Annotated in this window: 14 protein-coding genes; 12 read left to right on the top strand and 2 right to left on the bottom strand. The window is 36.5% G+C overall.

Annotated elements, in window-relative coordinates; genetic code table 11:
- The 11 genes from NV377_RS21060 (at position 1) to NV377_RS21110 (ending at position 11,444) form a co-directional block, all read left to right on the top strand.
- Positions 1-1,296, top strand: a complete 1,296-nt coding sequence (locus tag NV377_RS21060; protein ID WP_258202772.1) for a glycosyltransferase — start codon at positions 1-3, stop codon at positions 1,294-1,296.
- 75 nt (positions 1,297-1,371) lie between these two features.
- A complete protein-coding gene (locus tag NV377_RS21065; protein WP_258202773.1) occupies positions 1,372-2,451 on the top strand; it encodes an acyltransferase family protein in 1,080 nt (359 codons plus the stop codon).
- A gap of 272 nt (positions 2,452-2,723) precedes the next feature.
- On the top strand, positions 2,724-3,467 hold the full coding sequence (locus NV377_RS21070) for a sugar phosphate nucleotidyltransferase (protein WP_258202774.1): 744 nt from the start codon (positions 2,724-2,726) through the stop codon (positions 3,465-3,467).
- A gap of 16 nt (positions 3,468-3,483) precedes the next feature.
- Complete coding sequence (gene rfbC / locus NV377_RS21075; protein WP_258202775.1) at positions 3,484-4,041, top strand: dTDP-4-dehydrorhamnose 3,5-epimerase; 558 nt, start codon at positions 3,484-3,486, stop codon at positions 4,039-4,041.
- Between the two features lie 10 nt (positions 4,042-4,051).
- Positions 4,052-5,059: a dTDP-glucose 4,6-dehydratase gene (gene rfbB / locus NV377_RS21080; protein WP_258202960.1), complete on the top strand. Its 1,008-nt coding sequence runs from the start codon at positions 4,052-4,054 to the stop codon at positions 5,057-5,059.
- 140 nt (positions 5,060-5,199) lie between these two features.
- On the top strand, positions 5,200-6,048 hold the full coding sequence (gene rfbD, locus NV377_RS21085; protein ID WP_258202776.1) for a dTDP-4-dehydrorhamnose reductase: 849 nt from the start codon (positions 5,200-5,202) through the stop codon (positions 6,046-6,048).
- A gap of 16 nt (positions 6,049-6,064) precedes the next feature.
- A complete protein-coding gene (locus NV377_RS21090; protein WP_258202777.1) occupies positions 6,065-7,009 on the top strand; it encodes a glycosyltransferase family 2 protein in 945 nt (314 codons plus the stop codon).
- 82 nt (positions 7,010-7,091) lie between these two features.
- Complete coding sequence (locus NV377_RS21095; RefSeq protein ID WP_258202778.1) at positions 7,092-8,498, top strand: undecaprenyl-phosphate glucose phosphotransferase; 1,407 nt, start codon at positions 7,092-7,094, stop codon at positions 8,496-8,498.
- On the top strand, positions 8,488-9,504 hold the full coding sequence (locus tag NV377_RS21100) for a glycosyltransferase family 2 protein (RefSeq protein ID WP_258202779.1): 1,017 nt from the start codon (positions 8,488-8,490) through the stop codon (positions 9,502-9,504). Before NV377_RS21095 ends, NV377_RS21100 begins: the two co-directional genes overlap by 11 nt.
- A gap of 249 nt (positions 9,505-9,753) precedes the next feature.
- Entirely contained in the window at positions 9,754-10,677 is a 924-nt protein-coding gene (locus NV377_RS21105; protein ID WP_258202780.1) for a DUF2167 domain-containing protein, read from the top strand.
- A 209-nt stretch (positions 10,678-10,886) separates the two neighbouring features.
- A complete protein-coding gene (locus tag NV377_RS21110; protein WP_258202781.1) occupies positions 10,887-11,444 on the top strand; it encodes a DUF1697 domain-containing protein in 558 nt (185 codons plus the stop codon).
- A gap of 106 nt (positions 11,445-11,550) precedes the next feature.
- Here NV377_RS21110 and NV377_RS21115 read toward each other — a convergent pair whose 3' ends face one another.
- Positions 11,551-12,321, bottom strand: coding sequence for a response regulator (locus NV377_RS21115; RefSeq protein WP_258202782.1), 771 nt, complete (start codon positions 12,319-12,321; stop codon positions 11,551-11,553).
- Positions 12,299-15,256, bottom strand: a complete 2,958-nt coding sequence (locus NV377_RS21120) for a histidine kinase (protein ID WP_258202783.1) — start codon at positions 15,254-15,256, stop codon at positions 12,299-12,301. The genes NV377_RS21115 and NV377_RS21120 overlap by 23 nt, the downstream gene beginning before the upstream one ends.
- 459 nt (positions 15,257-15,715) lie before the next feature.
- On the opposite strand from NV377_RS21120, the gene NV377_RS21125 reads away from it, so the two are divergent.
- Positions 15,716-23,269, top strand: coding sequence for an immunoglobulin-like domain-containing protein (locus tag NV377_RS21125; RefSeq protein WP_258202784.1), 7,554 nt, complete (start codon positions 15,716-15,718; stop codon positions 23,267-23,269).
- Positions 23,270-23,597: the final 328 nt, after the last annotated feature.

The following is a 23,597-nucleotide window of genomic DNA, read 5'->3' on the forward strand; positions in this document are numbered from 1 at the left end:
TTGAAGAATATATTAATTGTTTCGCCAGATTATATTAGTGTACAAATGGCTGGTCCGGGTATTCGTTATTGGAATTTTGCTACTACATTGTCCAAAACATTTAATGTTACACTATTAACTCCGAATCATTGTGAGCTTACTTCTAATTTTCGAATACTACAATTGAATAAAGAGACTTTAATTAATGAACTGAAATCTGCGGATTCTATAGTGATTCAAGGCATGACACTTTGGCAATATCCGATTATTAAGAAATATAAAGTACCTATAGTTGTTGATTTGTATGATCCGTTTGTATTTGAAAATTTAGAGACATTTAATGGTAATAAAGATGATAATCAAATGCACGTAGCAGGATTATCAGTACTGACGGATCAATTACAGTATGGTGATTATTTTATTTGTGCTTCTGAGAAACAAAAAGATTTCTGGTTAGGAATGTTAACAGCAATTAATCGTGTTAATCCTATAGAATACAAAAGTAATAAAACCTTATCATCTTTGATAGGAGTTGTTCCTTTCGGTTTAGAGCCAGGCGTTCCTGTGGCATCTAATAGAGTTATGAAAGGAGTAGTTCCTGGAATTACAAAGGATGATCACGTAGTACTATGGGGTGGAGGGATATGGCCGTGGCTTGACCCATTAACAGCTGTAGAATCTATGAAAATATTATCTGAAAAACATGAGAATATTAAACTGTATTTCATGGGGATAAAACATCCAAACCCTAGTGTTACTTCAATGAATATTGTTGATGAAGTAATTGAGATGAGTGACAGATTGAAGTTAACAAACAAATATGTGTTTTTTAACGATTGGGTTAATTATGACGAGCGATATAATTATTACTTAGAAGCAGATATTGGACTGAGCCTACATTTTAATCATGTAGAGACTAGATTTTCATTCAGAACAAGAATGCTTGACTACATACGTTGCGAATTACCTATTATTTGTACAAGTGGAGACGTGTTCTCAGAAACTGTTCAGAAATATGAAATAGGTGCAGTAATTCCGTCGGAAGATGCTAAAATATTGGCATTAAAAATAGAAGAGACTTTGAAACTAAATAAGGACATAAAAAATTACGAAGAATTACATAGTGATTTTACATGGGATCATTGCGTAAAACCACTTGTTGTATTTTGTGAAAAACCATATCTGTCGAGCGGAAAGAAGCATGTTATTAGAAATCGGAAATTCAACAGGATAAATTATTATTTTGTGAAAATGAAACATTATGGATTAAAAGGGAATTGGGATTATTTATATCGTAAGCTTATTTCAAGGAAGTAATTTTTCAGATGACTCTTTTGAATAATAATTCTAACTGCTAATTTTATGTTTTTTTTCAAATACGGGGGAATAGACTTGAGTATTAATAAAAATCGAATAGAAGGACTAGATCTTTTACGATTTGCAGCGGCGTTTTCTGTTCTTTTTTATCATTATTTTTTCATAGGTCCACTGGAAGGTTTTTGGCCTAATACTCAATTTATTGAATTTTTTCATTTTGGAGACTTTGGGGTAGATATATTTTTTATAATAAGTGGTTTAGTTATTTGTATATCATCCGAGGGTAGAAGCGCAAGACAATTTATAAAAGCAAGATTTCTTAGAATAATGCCAGCATTGTTTGTCTGCTCCTTAATTACTGCACTTTCATCTTCGATGCTACCAGGAGTATCACCTAAAGAAATTTTTGTTAGATGGTTAGCTAGTCTAACATTGTTTCCTCAGTTATTTGGAAGTGAACTTCTATCTGGTGTCTATTGGACACTCCAAACAGAAATTAAATTTTATATTATAGTAGCCATACTTATAGCATTGAGATTATGGAGAAACAATTATTTAAGATACATTATGCCGATTTGGTTGATTGTTTCTTTAGTTAACTCTTTTTATTTACATAATGGTTATTTAGAAAAAATCTTAATAACTGAATATGCGGGACACTTCATAGCTGGGATATTACTTTATCAAATATATAAAAAGGAAAAGACCTCATTTATGCCGCTTGGTTTTTTATTATCAGGGATTTTAATTTGGAATCATTGTGTAGGTTTTGAGAGTTGGATAGGTGGTACATTTAACCAATCTTATTCGATGATTGGGACTTTCTTAATTGCTCCAGTCTGTATCACGATAGTTTATTATGTATCAGGGATTACAAGTGTACCACTTCCATCAAGTCTATTAAAATTGCTTGGTGGAATGAGTTATCCATTATACCTATTACATGGAGATTTTGGTTTCTTTTTGAGAGCGATGACAGATCGTTGGATACTTATTAAGTACCCTTCAGCTTCCACTTTTTTGACTAATATAGTTGTTGTTATTACTGCTATAGTTCTATCTCTAGCAATATCAGCAGTTGTAGTAAGGTACATTGAACCTAGGGTGAGAGATTTATTTAAGAGAATATTGAGAGTACCTTTATTAAAGAAATAGTAAAACACTTCAAATTATGATTATAAAGGTAATTGTTATCTCGAGATTTTAAATATTTAAACAATAGAATAAAATCTATATACACAAGATTTTTAATCTGGTTTAAGTTTTAATGTTCGGTATAGTTTCAAATTTAATAGTTTTAATAGCGATGTAATCGAGATTTAGGATTACCGATTATAAGGGTTAATACTAATATATCTCTTGTTTCTTTATTTCTATTAAAATATCTTTAGAACCAATCAATTCATAGAAGTGAAGGTGATTTACAAATGAAAGGTATTATCCTAGCCGGAGGAACAGGCTCGCGCTTGTTCCCATTAACGAAAGTAACCAATAAGCATCTTCTACCTGTAGGCAAGTATCCGATGATCTTTCATTCGATTGCTAAGCTTCAAGAAGCTGGGCTCGATGATGTTCTTATCGTTACAGGTAAGGAACATATGGGCGATGTCGTTAGTCTGCTTGGCAGTGGTCGGGATTTTGGGATGTCTTTCACCTACAAAGTCCAAGACGAGGCAGGCGGGATTGCGCAGGCACTTGGGATGGCGGAACATTTTGTAGGTGATGATCGGATGGTTGTTTTATTAGGAGACAATGTTTTTGAAGATAGTATAGCCGATTATGTTAACGAATTCGTGAATCAAGCAAATGGAGCTAAGCTACTTATTCAGGAGGTTAATGACCCCGAACGCTATGGGGTGGCTGAGCTAAACGAAAATCGCATTATTTCAATCGAGGAAAAGCCCGAGTTACCTCAATCGAGCTATGCTGTTACAGGTATCTATATGTTCGATAGCCGCGTCTTCGATATTATTCGTACATTGAAACCATCAGAGCGTGGCGAACTGGAAATTACAGATGTGAATAATGCGTATATTGCTACCAATGAGCTGAGTTATAATGTGCTAAACGGTTGGTGGACGGATGCAGGTACTCATGCCTCGTATAGCAAAGCGAATGAGCTAGCACAAGAAATTCAATATGGCGAGCAATTCGGCAAGTTGAAGCTATAGGGAGTGGGATAGAAGAATGAAGGTTTTAACAACAAAACTACCTGGAATTAAAATTATTGAACCAGTTGTACATGGTGATAATCGCGGTTTTTTCATGGAAAACTACAATCAGGAAACGTTCAACAAGTGCGGGATTAATACGATTTTCGTACAGGATAATCATTCTCTATCAGCTGAAGTAGGTATATTACGGGGACTACATTACCAACTCAATCCAGCTGCGCAGACTAAGTTGGTACGTGTCATTTCCGGGGAAATTATTGATGTTGTTGTCGATATTCGTAGAAACTCTCCTACTTTTGGTCAGTGGGAGAGTTTTGTGTTGTCAGCTGTAAACAAACGTCAGCTGCTAGTACCTCAAGGATTTGCACATGGCTTCTGTACGCAAGTAGCAAACACTGAGGTTCAATATAAAGTTGATAACTACTATTCGCCAGAGCACGATAGAGGCATAGCATGGAATGATCCTGCACTTGCTATCGATTGGCCAACATTGACTCCAATATTATCGGATAAGGATGTTAAGCATCCTCTACTGGCAGAAGCAGATCTTAACTTTGAATATGAAGGGTAAGGGAACAGATATGAAATTACTTGTTACTGGCGGTGCTGGCTTTATAGGAAGCAATTTTGTTCTCTACATGCTTGAGAAATATCCACAATACGAAATTATTAATGTGGATGCACTCACTTACGCTGGCAATTTGGAGAATCTAAGATCTATCGAAGGCAACGCTAATCATACATTTGTAAAGGCTGATATCGCTGAGCGTTCAGAGCTAGAGCCTTTGTTTGCGAAAGGCATTGATGCTGTCATTAACTTTGCAGCTGAATCTCATGTAGATCGCAGTATTTTGGATCCAGGTATATTTGTACGCACGAATGTTGTTGGTACTCAGACGTTACTTGATCTAACTAAGCAATATGAGATTGGTAAATTTGTTCAAGTGTCCACTGATGAAGTATATGGAACTTTAGGTAAAACTGGTTTATTTACAGAAGAAACACCAATAGCACCAAATAGTCCATATTCCGCAAGTAAAGCAGGAGCTGATTTACTAGTTCGAGCGTATCATGAAACGTTCGGTCTAAATGTGAATATTACGCGTTGTTCCAATAATTATGGTCCTTATCAGTTTCCTGAGAAGTTAATCCCGTTAATGATTCACAATGCATTACATGATAAATCTCTACCTGTATACGGGGATGGGCTTAATGTACGTGATTGGTTATACGTCGAGGATCATTGCAGTGCGATTGATCTAGTTCTTCATAAAGGCGTTAGCGGCGAGGTATACAATGTAGGCGGACGTAATGAGCGTAATAATTTACAAGTCGTTCGTACCATTCTAGAAGAATTAGATAAGCCTGAAACACTTATTGCTTATGTACAAGATCGTCTTGGACACGATCGCCGTTATGCAATTGACGCGGATAAAATACGTAATGAGCTAGGCTGGCAGCCTAAATTCAATTACGAAGATGGTATTCGTGAAACCATTCGCTGGTACTTAGCCCACCAGGAGTGGACCCAGCAAGTGGTAAGCGGTGCTTATCAAGACTATTATGATCTGCAGTACAAGGATCGTTAGTTTGTGCTTCCGCAGCTACTTTTCATTTACAAAGTAGTATTTCAAGGAGTTATGAAAAGTTTTAGATAATGCTTCCGATGTACTTTTCATCAACTGAGAAGTATATTGAGATTATGATGAAAAGTTGGAGGAAATTCGTTTTGAGAGAAAAGCCAACGATTGTTGTGACAGGAGCGAATGGACAACTAGGTCGTGAGTTAGTTTTGCTTGAACAAACTGGATTTACGGTTGTTGGTTTGAGTCGAAATGAGCTTGATATTACCGATCTATCTGCTTGTCGCCAAATAATGAACGAATATTATCCTTACGCGGTTATTCATTGCGGGGCTTATACTGCTGTAGATAAAGCCGAGTCCGAACCGGATGAGGCTTTTCGTATAAATAGAGATGGTACAAATAATATAGCGATTTCTTCTCATGAAATAGGGGCAAAGCTCATTTATATAAGCACGGATTATGTTTTTGATGGTAAAAGTACTATTCCATATGTGGAGACGGATGCTGTAGATCCGGTTACAGTATATGGTAGCTCAAAACTCGCAGGAGAAGAGGCTGTTCAAACTATCCATCCTAATTATTTTATTGTTCGAACATCGTGGGTGTTTGGTCAATATGGCAATAATTTCGTCAATACGATGTTATCTCTAGCCGAACAGCACAAGTCACTGAAGGTAGTTTCCGATCAGATCGGATCACCAACCTCTACATATGATCTTGCTCAATTTTTATTGCAGCTTGTTGAGACAGAGCATTATGGTATTTATCATGTATCCAACTCTGGCTCATGCTCATGGTATGATTTTGCGATAGCAATATTTGCAGAAAGTGGAGTTAGCGTTGATGTTGAAGCTTGCACAACGGAGCAGTTTCCAAGACCAGCAGCAAGACCAGCGTATTCTGTTATGGCACATCGCCAGATGGAGTTGAACGGTTTCCAACCGCTAAGAGATTGGCGAGAGGCTTTACATGATTATATAAATAAATTGTAGTGAAAGGATGATAGTGATGGTTACAGTTAGCGTCTGCATTGTTACTTATAACAGCGCTGAGGATATTTCTTCGTGTTTAGATGCTGTTATGCTGCAGTCACAGCCAGTACAATCTATCATCATCGTGGATAATGCTTCTGCTGATCGCTCCGTTGAGCTAGTTAAAGAACGTATGAACGAAGCCACTCCGATTGTATTAATAGAGAATAAGATTAATAATGGCTTCGCAGGTGGACAGAATCAGGCGATAGCAGCAACTGATTCTGATTATGTGCTCGTATTAAATCCTGATGTTGAACTATATCCAGATTATATTAAGATCTTAGTCGATAGATTAGAGCGTGATTCTCATGCTGGTAGTGCAACGGGATTATTAAAGCTTAAGTCAAATCCTTCTATTGTAGATAGTACTGGTCTGCAGATGGGATTAAACCGTCATGCTCTTGACCGTGGAGCCGGGCAACCAATAGACATGTGGCTTGAGCCTGGAGAGGTATTCGGAGTTTCGGGGGCAGCTGCATTATATGCTAGACGAATGATTAACGATATAAGTTTGGAAGGCGAATTTTTTGACGAACACTTTTTCGCTTATAAGGAGGACGTTGACGTAGCATGGCGAGCTAGATTGCTAGGCTGGTCATCCTATTATGATCCAACATCTCAAGGCATCCATGCTCGTGGTTGGCAAACAGGTGGGCGTCGTTCTATTTCTCTATTTGTGAGACAGCATTCTTACATTAATCAGCTTTTTATGATTGTCAAAAATGAACAGTGTGGTTGGCATTGGGTCAAAGTGTTGCCAATTGTGTTTTTACGAGAGGTTACTAAGCTACTTTATATTCTAATTCGAGAGAGGGAATTATTAAGTAGTTGGAAACTAGTCTTTAAAGCATTACCAAGTATGATTAGAAAACGTAAGTTGCTATTGGACAAGATAACAAAAAAGAAAACTAAATTGTAAACATATGGTATCAACGCGATTGTGACATATGCTAGAATGTAGATAATAAGCGAAAATAGTATATTACAGGTGGTTTTTTGATATGTTACGACAGAATCAACGGTTTCTCACACAACTATATATTTTAGCTGATTTGTTATGTGCGCTAGTCGTTTTTTTGCTAGCATATTGGGTTAGGTTCAAATCGGGCTGGACTGATTACAACCATGCATTACCTTTTTCAACTTATTTGATCTGGGGAACCGTTTATTCCTTTGCGGTTGTGGTCATTGGTTTCTATCTACAATTCTATTCACCGAAGCGGCGTAAAAATTATTCTTATGACCTGCTGAAAATACTACAAATTCAGACGATGAGTTTACTCGGATTACTTGCTTTACTTTACTTTGTTAATGAGCCTAATATTTCACGAGAATTTTTGGTTATATTTTACTTTCTAAATGTAATCTGTTCGGTCGTTTATCGTTATATCGTTAAGAAAGTTCTATTCTCGCTTCGTCGTAAAGGATTTAATAAGCGTTTCGTCCTTATTCTAGGTGCTGGTAAAGTTGGTCGACGTTTCTATAGAAACTTGCAAAATTATCCTGAAATAGGATATGAGGCGGTCGGTTTTTTAGATGATTTTCATAGCAAACATGAGGACGACTCTCGTAATATAAAGCCTATACTTGGTAAGATCGATGACTTGGAGAGTTTGCTTAAAAAGCATCCGATAGATGAAGTTATTATTGCTCTTCCACTAGATGCACATCTTAAGTTACCAAAAGTTATTGAAGTGTGTGAACAGGCAGGAGTAAAGACGCTTATTATTCCTGATTACTTCGATTTACTTCCAGCGCGTCCGTTCTTTGATAATTTTGCGGGTATCCCCTTAATTAATGTACGTGATGTTCCACTAGATGAGCTAAGTAATCGTGTGCTGAAGCGAGCTTTCGATATTATTTTTTCCATATTAGCTATTATATTAACATCGCCGATTATGTTGTTCGCTATTATAGGAATTAAGCTAACTGCACCAGGTCCGATTATTTTCAAGCAAGAGCGTATGGGACTTGATCGAAAATCTTTTCAAATGTACAAATTCCGCTCTATGCGTGTATCTACAGAGAAAGTGGCGGATACGCAGTGGACAGTTGCGAATGATCCACGACGAACGAAGTTCGGAAGCTTCTTGCGTAGAACTAGTATTGATGAGTTTCCACAGTTCTTTAATGTACTATTAGGACATATGAGCGTTGTTGGTCCCCGTCCGGAACGACCTTACTTCGTAAATCAATTTCGTGAAGATATCCCTAAATATATGATTAAGCATCAGGTCCGTCCTGGTATTACAGGTTGGGCTCAAACGAATGGACTACGTGGTGATACTTCGATTGAAGATCGGATTACACATGATATTTTCTACATAGAAAATTGGTCGTTCTTCTTTGATGTGAAAATTATTGCCATGACAGCATTTCGAGGAAAGGTTAATCGCAATGCATACTAATAATGAAAAACAAGAAGCGAATGTATCTGTAATTATACCGACTTTGAATGCTGGTGATTCATTTGGCATGTTGTTAAAGTTACTTAAGGAACAAACGATTCAGCCACATGAGCTGATCATTATTGATTCATGTTCTGATGATGCTACAGTTCAGCTTGCTCAAGCTGCGGGTGCGAAAATATTAACGGTGCAGCGTACAGACTTTGATCATGGTGGTACTCGTAATCTCGCTGCGGATTATGCATCTGGTGATATATTAATGTTTATGACTCAGGATGTTATTCCTGTGAATGGGCGATTGATTGAGAATCTTGTTAAGCCATTAGTTGGCGATAGTACTCATGATGAAGTAGTGTACACATATGCTAGACAGATTGCAGGAGCAGATGGAAATCTATTAGAAAAACTGGCTAGAGCGAATAATTATCCGCAGGAATCTTCTGTTCAAAGTTATGAAGATATTGAACGACTAGGGATTAAGACATTTTTCTGCTCCAATGCATGCTCAGCAATCCGGCGAGATGTGTTTGAACAGATGGGTGGTTTTCAATCTCCAGTAATATTTAACGAAGATATGTTTATGGCTGCACGATGTATTTTAAGTGGCATGAAGATTGGCTATTGCGCTGAGGCGCAGGTGAATCATACTCATAATTATACAATTAAACAGCAATTTAAGCGTTTCTTTGATAATGGTGTGTCCATGCGTTGTAATGCTTGGATCCATCCTTATGCATCGGCAACTAAGGCTGGCTCTAAGCTGGTTAAGAAACAAATCATCGGGCTGCGAGATGCTAGAAAATTGTATCTTATTCCGAAGCTTGTGGCGGAATCTGCTGCCAAGTTGATCGGTTATAAGTTAGGTATGAATTACGATCGATTACCTAGCAAATTATGTCGACGAATGAGCATGCATCGCTTAATTTGGGATCAAATTGATCGAGGAGACTTGCTTGTGAAAACTCCCGTACATGTAAATGAGAATGTACAGTCGAAATCAAGGTAATGACTTCTGAATATGAGGTTCATAATTAGTTTTTATAGACCGAATTCTGTTCAAGTTTAAACAGAATTCGGTCTATTTTTTTGTCTATCTGATCACAAAGAACTAAAATTTAATATCCAAATATGTAATTTATTATTAAATTAGTACTAAATGCCCTGTTATATAAATGGAAAAAAATATAATATAAACGAATGTGCTTTTTGTTTAATATACACATTTATGTATAAATATAAAATTTTGGAGGATGTTATGAAGTTTATTAAATTTAGTTTTAGCTTGTTAATATGCATTACATTATTTGCAAGCCCAGTCTTTGCAATGGAAGAAGAGGTAGCACCGACTGTCAATTGGATAGAAGGTGGCATAACTGTGCCAGTAGGAGATATTTCTTCTCTTAATCTCGACGAATCACTGTTATACCTTGATGAAGTCAATACACCTATTATCCAACAATACATTGGTAATATGGTATATGGTACGGAACTAGGAAGCGTGTTTCCTGCTAGCGAAGAGGAAAACTGGTATGTAGTATTTGATTATGAAGATGTAGGCTATATCTCAGATAAGGATAAAAGTAAAATTAAAGCGAAAGAACTATTAAAGAGCTATCAGCAAGGTACGGAAGAAAGCAATAAGAATCTTCCAGAAGAAGATCATCTATTCGTAAAAGGTTGGTATACGGAACCGTATTATGATGAAACTGATCGTACGCTGAAATGGGCATTGCTTGCTGAAGACTTTTACGGTAATTCCGTTATTAACTACAATATAAGAATTTTGACTAGAGAGGGTTATGTCTCAGTACTACTAGTTACAGACCCAACTACACTGGAGCATGACATTACAACTCTTGATACACTGATCTTATCCCAATATTCAATCAATGATGGTTATCGTTATGAGGATCATGATCCTTCCACAGATAAAATTTCAGAGTTAGGTTTAACTGGTCTTATTCTTGGTGGTGCTGGTCTGGTAGCTGCGAAGAAGGCAGGGTTACTTATTGCAGCTGGATTACTGCTTAAAAAGTTCTGGTTTATTTTATTCGCAATACCTATAGCTATTTGGAATTGGTTGAGACGACGTAAAAAAGAAGATACGGATCCATCAATTGGGGAGTCTCCAGTTGATCCATCAACATCTGATAAAACTATAGATCATGATTCAAGATAAACTTGGATCAATGTAAGAAAGCGGCACGTCGTAATGACGACCGCTTTTTTTTGCTTTATAAAGTGAAAAATATTAGTTAACTAGAATTAAAGATTATAGTAACTTGAATATACTGATTATGTTAATTATGATGATATAAGCAAGCTATAAGTAGACGATAATGTAATAGTGGTAAGAGGAACAAATCGGATGTAGGAAGCGGTGGTTAGATGACTCAATATATAGTTTTACTTAGAGGGATTAATGTAGGTGGGAAAAATAAGCTTAAAATGGCGGATTTAAGAGTGGCTCTAAGTAATATAGGTTTAGTAAAAGTACAAACTTATATTCAAAGTGGCAATATAGTATTGGAGTCTAATGAAGATGAGGCAACACTGTGCTCGATGATTGAACATACGATTGAAAAGGAATTTAAACTATCAATTAAAACTGTAATCAGAACATCAGAACAATTAAAGCAGATTGTTAAAAACTGTCCTTTTTCAGAGGAGCAAATAGCGGAAGTGGCGGCTAATTCGGAGACGGAGACTCTCTACGTTGCAATGTTACTTGATGAGCCTCATTTTGAACGAATTGAAAAACTAAACGGTCTCCATTTTGGTAATGATCAGTACGGTATTGTAGGAAGAGATGTATATCTGCTTTTTGATCAAAGTATTCGTAATTCTAAGTTAGCCGTTCAAGTAGAGAAATTGGGTGAGCCAATTACAACCCGAAATTGGAAGACAATTAATAAGCTCATCGAATTATGTAATGAATTAGAATAGAAGGGTAGAGTTCTATGAAACATACATTATTACTGCTAATAGATATACTTATTTAAGGGAGCTATTTTATTAGAATATCAATGAAATAGCTCCCGCTTGGCGTAACTCACAAATTGGAATTCCAACTATGAGACCATAAGTACCCCTTCGACTCCAGTAACATTGCGTTTGGATTATCTTTGGGTGCTTGTAGGATACTGTTGTTAGTATTCATAATATAACCATCATTCATTCGTTCGAAAACGATTGGAATATCAAGTTCCATAAACAGCTGTCGCATACGGTAAATCGTATTGTACAAATTGGACAGCGCTCGCTTGTCTTCTGCATTCGTCCAGAGATCATCGATTATTCTCCACTTTTGGCACAGCTTTCCTTCATGAAGAAGGAAATAGTAAAATAACTCCTCAGTAATTCGTGTAGGCCATTTAACAAGATGTTCTCCTTTCCTAACATATGCTTGACCATACAGCTGAACATGAAGTTGATTATTATTGGTAATCTGTGGTTTTAGACCATAATACTTTTGTAAACGACTATCTAATTGTCTGACCGTATTTGGGGTCATAGGTTTTAATATATAATCCAGTGCCTGCACTCGAAAAGCTTCAATAGCATATTGTTGATGAGCAGTTGAGAAGATTACGGGCAAGTCTATCCCACTCTCTACTAATTGCTGTGCGAGTTGAAGTCCTGTCATCCTCGGCATTTCGATATCGAGCAGGAGTGCATCTAGTTTCAGTTTAGGAATTTCCTGTAATGCTTCAAATGGTGATTCAAAGCGACCCATGATTTGAAAGGGACCGTAAGTCTCTAGTAATCTTGTATGTAAATCCAAAATTGGTCGCTCATCCTCAACTATAATTACTCTCCACATCTTTTCTTCCCTCCTTAATAGGAATCGTTATATGAATAGTTGTTCCTTCGCCAAGTAAAGAGCTAATCTCTAGTTGTCCTTGTGTTAGATCATGTACGCGTCGGCGTACATTTGTAAATCCTATACCTATATTAGTGTTTCCTTCCCCCATTAACTGGGCACATTGCATCGCAGACATTCCTATGCCATTATCTGTAACTTGAATACTTAGGTTAGTTTCGTGAATAGCTATCATTACCTGTACATGTCCTGGACCTTCTTTCTCAAAGAGGCCATGTCGGATTGAATTTTCAACTAATGGCTGTAATAGCAGATTTGGAATAAGTATGTTCTCAGTAGCAATTAAAGGATCTACTTCGTAACAGTAAGTTAGTCGATCACCAAATCTTGCTTTCTCTACTTCTACGTATGCTTCAATAATTTCCAGTTCCTTCTGGAGAGTGGAGAATTGGCCATCACGACTAGTCTCAAAGATGTAACGTAAAAACGAACTAAGCATAGACAATAGATGAGCAGCACGTTCACCATCGGTATAACAGAAGGAAATAATACTGCTAAGAGCGTTATATAGAAAGTGCGGTTTTATTTGAGTTTGCAGAAAAGCCATTTCATATTCAATAGCTTTTAACATAGATTGCTTTGTTTGCTCAACGGCATTAAGACGAGCCATCAATGTTTCTTTTGAGAAAGGCTTAATTAAATAATCATTAGCACCGCTAGTAAAAATCATCTCAATATGATTTGGATATTCGGTAGAACTCATTATTAAGATAGGTAGTTCCATTAAAGAAGCTTGCTTACGGAAATGTTGAAGCAATTGTAAACTATTCATTCTACCAGGGATAACGTCATCAATAATAACCATCGTTATGTCGGGATGATTATTATAGTAGTTAAGTGCTTCTTGAGCTGTATAAGCAATTCGTATTTTATAGCTATCGCTTAACATTCCTTTAATAATTTCAGCATGCATAACATCGTCTTCAACAATAAGAATTGTTTGTAGTTCTCTATCCTCTATAACTGTTTCAGATTGAATGGTATGTGATTGTTCAATAGTTGCAGCTACTTGTTTGACTTCACTCAAGGCGAGTGTAAGCGTAAAGCGAATACCATCATCCAGATGTTCAATCGTTATACTTCCATTCATCTGCTGAATGAGCTCTTCCGTCATGATTAGCCCATGAGAGTGTTGTCGCTCTGTACTTGCTGTCATTGACGTACGATTCGTAGTCAATTGCAGTACGACAATGCTTTCAACTTGTTGAGATTCTATCGTTATACTATCTCCTGAAGCATCGTGAGATATTTCCGCCATAATGCGAATAAGTACCTGAGTCAATCTTTGTTCATCAGCCCATACATATAGTTGATCCGAAATATGTTCATTTATGAGAATCTTTTTCTTTGCCAAAGTAAGCTGCATTAATTGGATGACATGGAACATGACCATACGAAGATTGGTTGAATTAAGCTGGATTGCGTAATCATCAAATCGTATACGAGTATAATCATGAAGATCTCGTAGTAAATAAACCATGTTCTCCATTAACTGTTCAGCTAAATATAATTGCTCACCTTGCTTCGTATGATCGTGCTCTCGCGTAATTGATTTAATTAAATGAACAGCATCATGCAAAGGTTGTTGCATGTCTTGCGTAGTGACTTTAAGAAAATCATCTTTGGCATCACTAGCCTTCTGTAATCGAGCTGTCAGAAGTTCAGATTCCTCAGCACGATTCATTAGACGCATACCGAGGAATACATTCATCGCCAAAGAAAATCCAATAAATCCGACTCTGTTAAGGATATTGCGTCCGGAGAAGAACAGAACATCCAATGAACCACTAAGTGCAAATAACACTAGAAATAGTAGCATTGTAGCTAGAATAATTGCTTCATTCTTCCTGATAGAAATGCGATTTTTTATCGTTAAATAAAATATGTAGATGACAATAGCTGAAAATATTGCTTCGCTATAAAAAAAGAAGAAATATTGTGCGGCTGATAACGTTCTTGCTGGAAGAACGATGATTAATAGTGAATAGATAAGTATAGGTAGAAAAAGTAAGACTAGCGTTCGCTGTTTCATAATAGAAGGAATCATTCTAATAACAAAACAAATTAGTATGAAAGAACTCAAAAAAGTAACGGCGTCTTGAATTCGAAAGTAGACTTCAAAAGGTATCGATGGAAATTCACGAATAAGCAACCGTTCCCCACGTGTGATAACAATGACAGTTAATATTAGAAAGTACAGACCACTAAAAAGGAATGCTTCATCTTTAGTTCGTAGTATATAGATCGTTATATGAAAAATACAGAACAATAACAAACAGAAGGCAGCCATCCATTCTAGTGAAAGATCACGTTGAACATCTTCTTTCATTTGCTGGGCATCCCCGATATCAATGGGGAAAACAATACCACTTCTCGCGTTATAGAAGTCTGATATATGAATGGTGATTAATAGTTGACGACTTTCTGGTGTGAAATATACTTCGTATGAACGATTGTCAGGGACCATTTTTTCTTTAGAATCAGCTACAGTACCACTTAGCGAAATCGTAGAGCCATTGACATAAATCGTATGGGCAGACCAAATATTTCGTACACGCAGACCTATTTCGTTCCATTGATCAGGTAAAAGAACGACTAATTGATACGTTCCCCATTGCGCATTCGATAACAAAGGACCGGGAACATGTTGATTATTAGCTTCACTCAAAAATTCTGAGGGAGAGATAAAAGAATTCGCAGTGAACTTCCAGTCACCAGCTAACGATACAAATGCTGAATCAGTCATTTCTCGTAGATCAAGTTCACCTTCAATGGACCCTGTTTTTAATGAACCATTTTTCGTATCACTAAAAATCATATAAATAATAGCGATTAAGGCACATACAATAGCCAAATAACCGATTAATTTCTTCAAAATATAATCACATCCCTTTAATTTCTATCATACGTCAAAGATCTCTCAAAAAACTATCAAAATTATAGAAGAGACAATTTGAGAGATTTTTGAGAGATGTCTCTGATATGTTAAATGTAACAACTAGAAGAGTTTGAGATAATTTCAATTAATAGTCTATGAAAACCAATGTATAGTAAGGTGTATGACTTGAAGGGAAAAAAATATGAATGTTAATTGCAGTAGTATTAGATGAATCAAACGGTTCTATGGCGTTTGTATTATCACCAGTAGCAGAAGTGTATTAGAATGTAGGTTCTATAAAGATTGAATCAAAGAAATCAATGGTAGACAAGTAGTGCATCAATACCTTACCATAGTTTTCTAATACTTTATTTCATTTTATCTCTAGGAGTTTAGTCTCATATTTTCATGACTCTAAACACTAGATCAATACTAAAATTACAGGAGGTTACATTAGTGAGTAAACGATGGTTTAAAAAGTTTGGAATTTCCATGCTTAGCTTCACATTAATAGTGTCGTTAGTTACTGTAGCATTGCCAATCAGTGTCAGCGCTGCAACTGAAGCAGTAGAGATTGGAATAGATGTGCAGAAGGCTTACGATGTAGATGTCGTTCTGGCGTTGGATAATTCAACACAAAATATAGACACCTACAAGGAAGATTTACAACGTGCATTAGAAAGCAGAGGGATAAATGCTAGCAATCTTAATATCCAATCTATAGAAGTAAACGAAACTAATATTTTAGAAGGTAAATTTGAGCTTAATCTATTTTGGCCGGGTCCAGGAAAAGATATGGATGCTCATGTCGAATTTTGGAGTTCATCTAGCAAAGTAGATGAATTATATTATCGAAAGCAAGAAGTATATGGTAGCACATTGAACAATGATGATACAAATGGCGGAGTTGGAGAAATTATTACATTAAGCTTGGACACAATTCCAAGTAATGTTGTGGAGCTTAAAGTATATATTAATCCATACACAGGTTCAGACAATTCCACTATGTACCTGTACAAAACAGTGAACGGAGTTAAGCAAGAAATTATTAAACATTCAGGTTTTGTAACTCAAAAGTTCTATTTTGGCAGCTTTAAGCGTAACCAGGATTCATGGGATTTTCATTTTAACAATGGATCAGTTTTTGTTGGTAAAGAGGTTGAAATTATATCAAAAGACTTTATGGAGGTTCTACGCGAACCAGATTGGAGACCTTCAGCTAAAAAGTATCTTGTTAACTTAAATGATGAGACTGTGCCAGATTTCGATGATTCCATTGAATTAGGCGAAATTATTACAAGAATGGACAATGACCAAATCCATTATATTGGCTGGGGAGAAGATACTGATCATGCAGGAACTAATGATCTAACACAAAATCAAGCAGAATCCTTTATTAGAAAAAATAATAGTTTAGGCACTTTTGTTAATCGAACAGGTTCAAGCTATCAGGAGCAAATCAATCAAACGGCAGATTATATTGCTAGTCAATCGCGTAATGAAGCCAATAATGAATATTTGGAGTTGGGTCAAAATTATGATCTAATCGTTTCTCCATCATCTGAGCTTACGAATACGAAAGACGAGAATTGGCCAAATGGTAAATGGAGAATAGAACATGACCCAAGTATTTATGAAAATAACACGGGTGTTGTTCCATACAGCGGTCAGTACTTAGATGATTTCCTTCCTACTTTCAATAAAGTTGGACAGTACGATATTTATTATGCTGACGTACTTGTGAAGACGCTATATGTACATAGAAAACCAGTAAGTCGCTTTGAGGTGGAGGTAAGCAGTAGTAATGAGGTTTCGCTAACGAATTTATCGTATGATCGCGATACTCCAAATCAACAAAATGGAATTGAAGAAGTGATTTGGAAGTGGAAGCTCACGACTGATGAAAACTTTACAAGCGGGCAGCCTAGTAGCTTTGAGCCGAGTAAGGATTATATTATCCAACTTGCGGTTAAAGATTACCAAGGAACATGGAGTACAGCTCGTTCGCTTTATCAATCGACACAGTCTGGAGCAGGAAAGCCAATCTCTGATTTCGAGCTAAGCAAGAATCAGCTAGTATGGCCGGAAAGCACGATAGAAATTGAAAATACAAGCTATGATCCTCGTAGTGCAGACATAACAGAACAACAATGGACAGTATATAAAAATAATGAAGTTATTTATACGGGTAGCACACCAAAGCTTAATTTTTCAAATGAAGGTGTAGGCACGTATAAGATTTCACTTAGAACGAAAAATCAAAGTGGAATTTGGTCAGAAACCTTTAGTCGCTTTTTGAAAATTCTTCCGAATAGTAAGCCTACGATCTCTAGCATTAGTAATCAATCGGTTACTGAAGGCGTAACTAAAGAGATTTCTTTCCAGGTAACGGATGTAGAGACAGGTGCTTATAGCGTAACGGTAGCAGGATCTTCTTCTAATACAACCATTATTCCTAATGAGAATATTGTTGTAACAGGTAATGGGAAAGATAGAGTCGTGTCTATAACCCCAGTTTTAGGACAATCTGGTGTTGTAACGATTACTTTATTAGCTACTGACGGTGATATGTCGGTTCAGCAATCCTTTACTATTACAGTAATTGAGAAGAGCGCTCCTACAATAAGCAGCATTGAAGATCAAGCTATCAACATCGGCGATTCTTCTGAAGATATTAGCTTTACAATAAGCGATGAAGTCGTTGCGTCTAATTTAATTACAGTAACTGCTACTTCTTCTAATCAGGAACTAATAGCTGATTCTAGTATTATACTTGGTGGAACGGATGAAAACCGTACGATTCGCTTTACTCCAGTAGCTGGAGCATCAGGAACTGCAGATATTACAATAGAAGCAACTGACCCAAGTGGGAAAAAATCGGTTCAAATTTTCACAGTTACAGTGAGCGATTTGACACCACCTAACGTATTAAATGTTGAGGTAGTTAATCCTAGTGATCGTTATAAGGCAGGAGACACAATCATTATTAAGGTTACCTTCGATGAGGATGTTCTAGTTAACGGTGTACCTGAGTTAGCACTTGACTTTGGTAATACACCTACTCGTCAAGCACAATATACAAGTGGCAGTGCTACTAACGAATTAATCTTTGAATATACACTTCAAGATGGTGACGATACAGAGGAAATTCGAATTTCAGCTCAGCAAGGCTTACAGCTAGCAGGTGGAAGCATTCAGGATAGTAACGAGAATAATGCTAATTTGACTTTGCTAGAAGATTTTGTATGGGACACTCTTATCGTTGATACGGTAGCACCAAACAGACCAAGCATTGAGTCTCAATCTGTAAAGCCAGGTACAAGCATTGAAATTACATCGGGTGCACCTGACGAAGGTGAAACGGCTTGGCTCGCGCCAGCAGGTACAACTAGCTTTGAAGAAGACACAACAATGACCAAATTAGTGGGTGACGGAACTAGAGATACGATTTCAGCACCTACAGCAGAAGGAACATATTATTTGTATGTTATTGATGCTAATGGAAATGTCTCCCTTGCTTCTGAGCATGCAGTGGTTGTAGACCAAACACCACCAAATGTTGCGATTATTTCATTGCCTATAGCTAATGACAATGCTATCAATGGAACTGAGGTAGGAAATGTAACGATTTCTGGCACAGCTGAGAAAAATGCAAAAATCGAGGTAACGTTTACAGATAAAAATTTACAAACAATTGTTGAAATAACGTATGCCGATGAAAATGGAAATTGGAGCATAGACCCAAGCAACATTAGCTCGTTAGTAGATGGCACCATTATCGTTAGTGTAAAAGTGATTGATGAAGCAGGTAATGAAAGTATTGAGAGCACTCAATCGATTTTCAAAGATACTGTTTCTCCTATTTTACAGGATGATGTGCTTGCTAATGATCGATATGTAAAAGGCGGGACATCTATTACACTTGATTCAGCAGCTGGAGAAGGCGAGATAATCTTTGTTGCGCCTTATGGAACTACACTGCAGGATTTGGTTGCAAATGGTGAGACGATTACAAGTGTTGTAGGTAATTATTCATCTATTACAGCACCAACTACAGATGGAGTCTACCATATATATCTTGTAGATTCGGCAGGCAATATATCAGAGCCAAGTAATGCTACTATTACGGTTGATAATATTGCGCCAACTATTGAATCGTTAGTTCCAGATACAACAGATTGGGTAAATAGTTCAATTAACATCTCAATTAATGCTTTTGATGAAGACGGAAGCGGAATTGCTGAAGTGAAGTACGCATATGGCATTCAACTGCCTAATTACTTTATTTCTAATGGTCTTCATGCTAACGATTTTGTGTTTGAAGTCGACACAAATGGTATTTACACGGTTTATGTACGTGATTTGGCAGGAAACGAGAGCGTTAAAATTATTCACGTATCTAATATTGATAAGGTTAAGCCGACTGCACCTAGTATAAATCTGCAGCCTGATAGAGACTTCTATAATGATGAATACACGATCTCTGTTACACCAGGTCAAGATACATTATCTGGAGTAGATTATACAGAATATCGTATCATCGGGGCAGTAGAACAAGACTGGACGCAATATGAGGAACCGCTTGTATTTACTGAAGAAGGCACATATACGATTGAAACAAGAACGTACGATAATGTAGGAAATGTTAGTGACACTACTGTACGTACTATTGTAATTAATCGAGAAATTGTAGTATTTCCAAGTGTAAGTATTTCACCAGACGTTCCTTCTAGCAATGAGGATATTACGGTGACAATTTCAAAATCATTTGATGAAACAGCTGAAATTGAGGCAGAGCACTCTATTATTTACTACAAGCTTCCTGGTATGGATCAGTTTGTTGAGTACAATGGTCCGTTTGTCATTGAGCAGGAAGGACAAACTGTGATTGAAATTATGATCATTGATAGATCAGGAAATGAAGTCACAATTACTAAAGAAGTAAATATTGATAAGACACCACCTATTAATCAAGATCAAATTCTTGAAGAGGATGTCATTACACAAGGAAACACTTTAATTACGATTAAGCCTTCCGATGATAGTGAGGATACAATTTGGTTGGCACCAGTAGGAACAGTTTCATTTACAGAAGGTGAAACAATGACAAAAGCTTCTGGTGATGCAACGAAAATTGTTACACCACAATTGGATGGAGAGTATAAAATTTACGTTGTTGACAAAGCAGGGAACATTTCCTTAGCTAGCGACAAGACAGTAAAAGTAGATAATGTACCTCCAACGGTAACTGGTATTAAAGATGGCGAAACGTATAAGGAATACCCAACTGTAAGCTTTGATGAAGGAGTAGCTACATTAAATGGTGAGCCATTTGAAAGTGGTACCAAGATTGAAGCGAACGGTGAATATACATTTACTCTAACTGATGCTGCTGGTAACGTTACGGTTGTCAAAATTACAGTAGATTATGATAAAGAGTCTGTGGAGAAGGATACTGCAGCGCTACAATTAGGTTTTGCTCCAGGGGATCATCTTGAATGGGTATCTACTGACATTACACTAAGTGATGAAGGGTATTTTGGTAGTGATATTAAATGGAGTAGTAGTCATGAAGAGATTTTATCTTCAGAAGGAAAAGTTACAGCTCCATCAGTCGATACTGTCGTAACGTTAACTGCTACGATTACGAAAGGCGATTACACACTAGAAAAGACCTTTATTGTACATGTTATTGCGGATCCTGTTAAGCCTGTTATTGTATTGAATGGTAGCAGCAACATAATCGTTGAACAAGGCAAAATCTACGTAGAACTAGGTGTTCAAGCGATTGATAACATTGATGGTAATATTACAGATAAAGTTACTATGAGCGGTTATATTGATACTAAAACGGTTGGTGTATACACACTAATTTATACGGTATCTGATAACGCAGGTAATGTTGCACAAATTGAACGTACAGTTACTGTAGTGAAACCATCCATTCCAGCTAGCACAATTATTCATGTAGATGGTGACCAAAAATCTACAGATAATAAAATTAAAGAGGCAATAAGAGAAGCGAATAAACAAAAAATTGGTCAAATTACACTTGTAGTTGATGGAGAAGTTGAGAATGGCGCTCCTATTCAAATCAGCATTGGTAAAGATCAATTGAAAACGGCATATAATCAAAATACTAAAATTGAACTGCGAACAGATAATGCTACAATGATAGTGCCAATTCGTGACCTTGATATGACTCAATTTACTGGAAATTCTAGACTAGAATTAGTCATTGAAAAGGTTGATCTGGCTCAACCAGAAAATCAAGCATTAGTTACAGCTATTCAAAATAACGTTGCAATTTATAATAATAAGGTTTTTGACTTCAAAATGAGAATTGTTGAAGTGGATTCCAAAGGGAATATTATAAGTTCAAAGAATATTGAAAATTTCCAAACAACAGAAGACATTGTCTTGAAAATTTTCATTGGAACTAACATCAATGAGCAGCTATGTTTTATGACATTCTACTTTAATGAAACATTGAATGAATGGGAATATATCAGAAGCAGCTATGATGAACAATCTGGTAATATGATCTTATTAACAAATCATCTTAGTATCTACTCTGTTATGGAGCTTACTAAGGAGCAGAAGCAAATAGAATTGACTAATATTTTGAATAAAGAAAATATTACGGTCAAAGAAGTGCGTAGCATTCTTGAAGATCCAGATATGGACTTTGATAGTGATGCAATGAATAAGTATGATAAATTTACAGATGTTCACAAAGACGCTGTAGCTCAAGATATTATTAATAAAAAGCCTACTGGTGGTTATAATTACCCTTCACTTAGTGATCAAGTAACAAGCAGTGTAAATAGTAAGCACGATGCTATCACTACGGATACAGAAAAACCTGTTATTAAGCTTGTTGGTCCTAGTGTTGTGTATATATCTAGAGGTAATGCGTATGTTGAGCAAGGTGCAACTGCAACTGATAATCAAGATGGAGACATTACTGGTCGAATTATTTTGATTGGTTCAGTTGATACAACTAAAAATGGTACTTACATTTTGCGTTATCTTATTACAGATATAAAAGGTAACCAATCTGAAATTACAAGAAAAGTTGTTGTACAAAACCCTAGCTCAACTGAAGAAGTAGAAGAGCCAACATTGCCAGTAATTATTGTGGACAAAAATACTGGTTATGTCATTAAAGAAAATAAAGACAATGCAATTGTGTCTACGAAAGAACCACAAATGCAAATTGTCGGCCAAGTGTACAACGTTGAAGCAGTCTCAGAAAAGACTACTGGAAAAATAGAAGTACAATTTAGCTATGACCCAAGCAAGGTTACCAATCTTAATCAGCTTGCTGTCTATAAATACGATGAGACTGAAAAACGCTGGGTAGCTGTTGGAGGCATTATTGATCCTCAAAACCATACGGTTACTATTACTTTGGATTCACCTGCAACACTTGTGTTAATGGAAAACAAGGTAGTATTTAAAGACCTTGATGGACATTGGGCTAAGAATATTGTTGAATTCCTGGCAGCAAGACAAATTATTACAGGCGATAACGAAGGAAACTTTAATCCTAACATGGGGATTACGAGAGCGGAGTTCTCTACATTAATCGTACGAATGCTTAATCTTCCAATTAATGAATCTCAAAGTCAGTTTATAGATGTAACGGATAAATGGTATGAGTCTTACATTACAACTGCGCAAGAGTTTGGTATTGTAAAAGGTGTAAGTGAGACTAACTTTGAGCCTGAGCGAGTTGTTTCTAGACAAGAGATGGCAGCAATTATTATTAGAACACTTAAGAAATACAAGGATGTAACGATTACCGAAGAAGATCTGAACCAAATAGCTGAGTTTGCAGATACAGATAACATAAGCGCTTGGGCGTTTGAAGACGTGTATGCAGCAAGAAAGCTAGGGCTAATGATCGGTAGAGATGGTAATAGGTTCGCACCTCAAAGCCCAACATTAAGAGGAGAGGCAGCTTCAGTTATTTATAACTTATTGAAGGAGCTTCAACTTATTTAATTGTTATTGAAAAAGGCTTTCTATCTGTCCATATGACAGATAGAAAGCCTTTTACTTCTTCTAGTATTTCATTCTCAACTCCGAACCTTAAGGATGCTAGTAAAACTTTTATTAATGGCCTTACTAATGGCGGCTTATGTGTAGAGAGCAATTAGATACGAAAGTAGAGAATTGAAGTAATAGTCTCAATTTATTGAAAGGACGAAACGCAAAAGCGTTAGTACAGAAAGGGATTTCTGTACTAACGCTTTTTTCTGTCTTAATGGTATGCGTAGTTTTATTTACGGAATAACAGGAAAAGATGAAATGTATTACATTATTGAATAGG

It is taken from the genome of Paenibacillus endoradicis (assembly GCF_024721975.1).

Bases quoted from the DNA above. Each gene is read 5' to 3' on its own strand.
- NV377_RS21070 (WP_258202774.1), top strand. From the start codon at position 2,724: ATGAAAGGTATTATCCTAGCCGGAGGAACAGGCTCGCGCTTGTTCCCA.
- rfbC (WP_258202775.1), top strand. From the start codon at position 3,484: ATGAAGGTTTTAACAACAAAACTACCTGGAATTAAAATTATTGAACCA.
- rfbB (WP_258202960.1), top strand. From the start codon at position 4,052: ATGAAATTACTTGTTACTGGCGGTGCTGGCTTTATAGGAAGCAATTTT.
- NV377_RS21090 (WP_258202777.1), top strand. From the start codon at position 6,065: ATGGTTACAGTTAGCGTCTGCATTGTTACTTATAACAGCGCTGAGGAT.
- NV377_RS21095 (WP_258202778.1), top strand. From the start codon at position 7,092: ATGTTACGACAGAATCAACGGTTTCTCACACAACTATATATTTTAGCT.
- NV377_RS21100 (WP_258202779.1), top strand. From the start codon at position 8,488: ATGCATACTAATAATGAAAAACAAGAAGCGAATGTATCTGTAATTATA.
- NV377_RS21105 (WP_258202780.1), top strand. From the start codon at position 9,754: ATGAAGTTTATTAAATTTAGTTTTAGCTTGTTAATATGCATTACATTA.
- NV377_RS21110 (WP_258202781.1), top strand. From the start codon at position 10,887: ATGACTCAATATATAGTTTTACTTAGAGGGATTAATGTAGGTGGGAAA.
- NV377_RS21115 (WP_258202782.1), bottom strand. From the start codon at position 12,321: ATGTGGAGAGTAATTATAGTTGAGGATGAGCGACCAATTTTGGATTTA.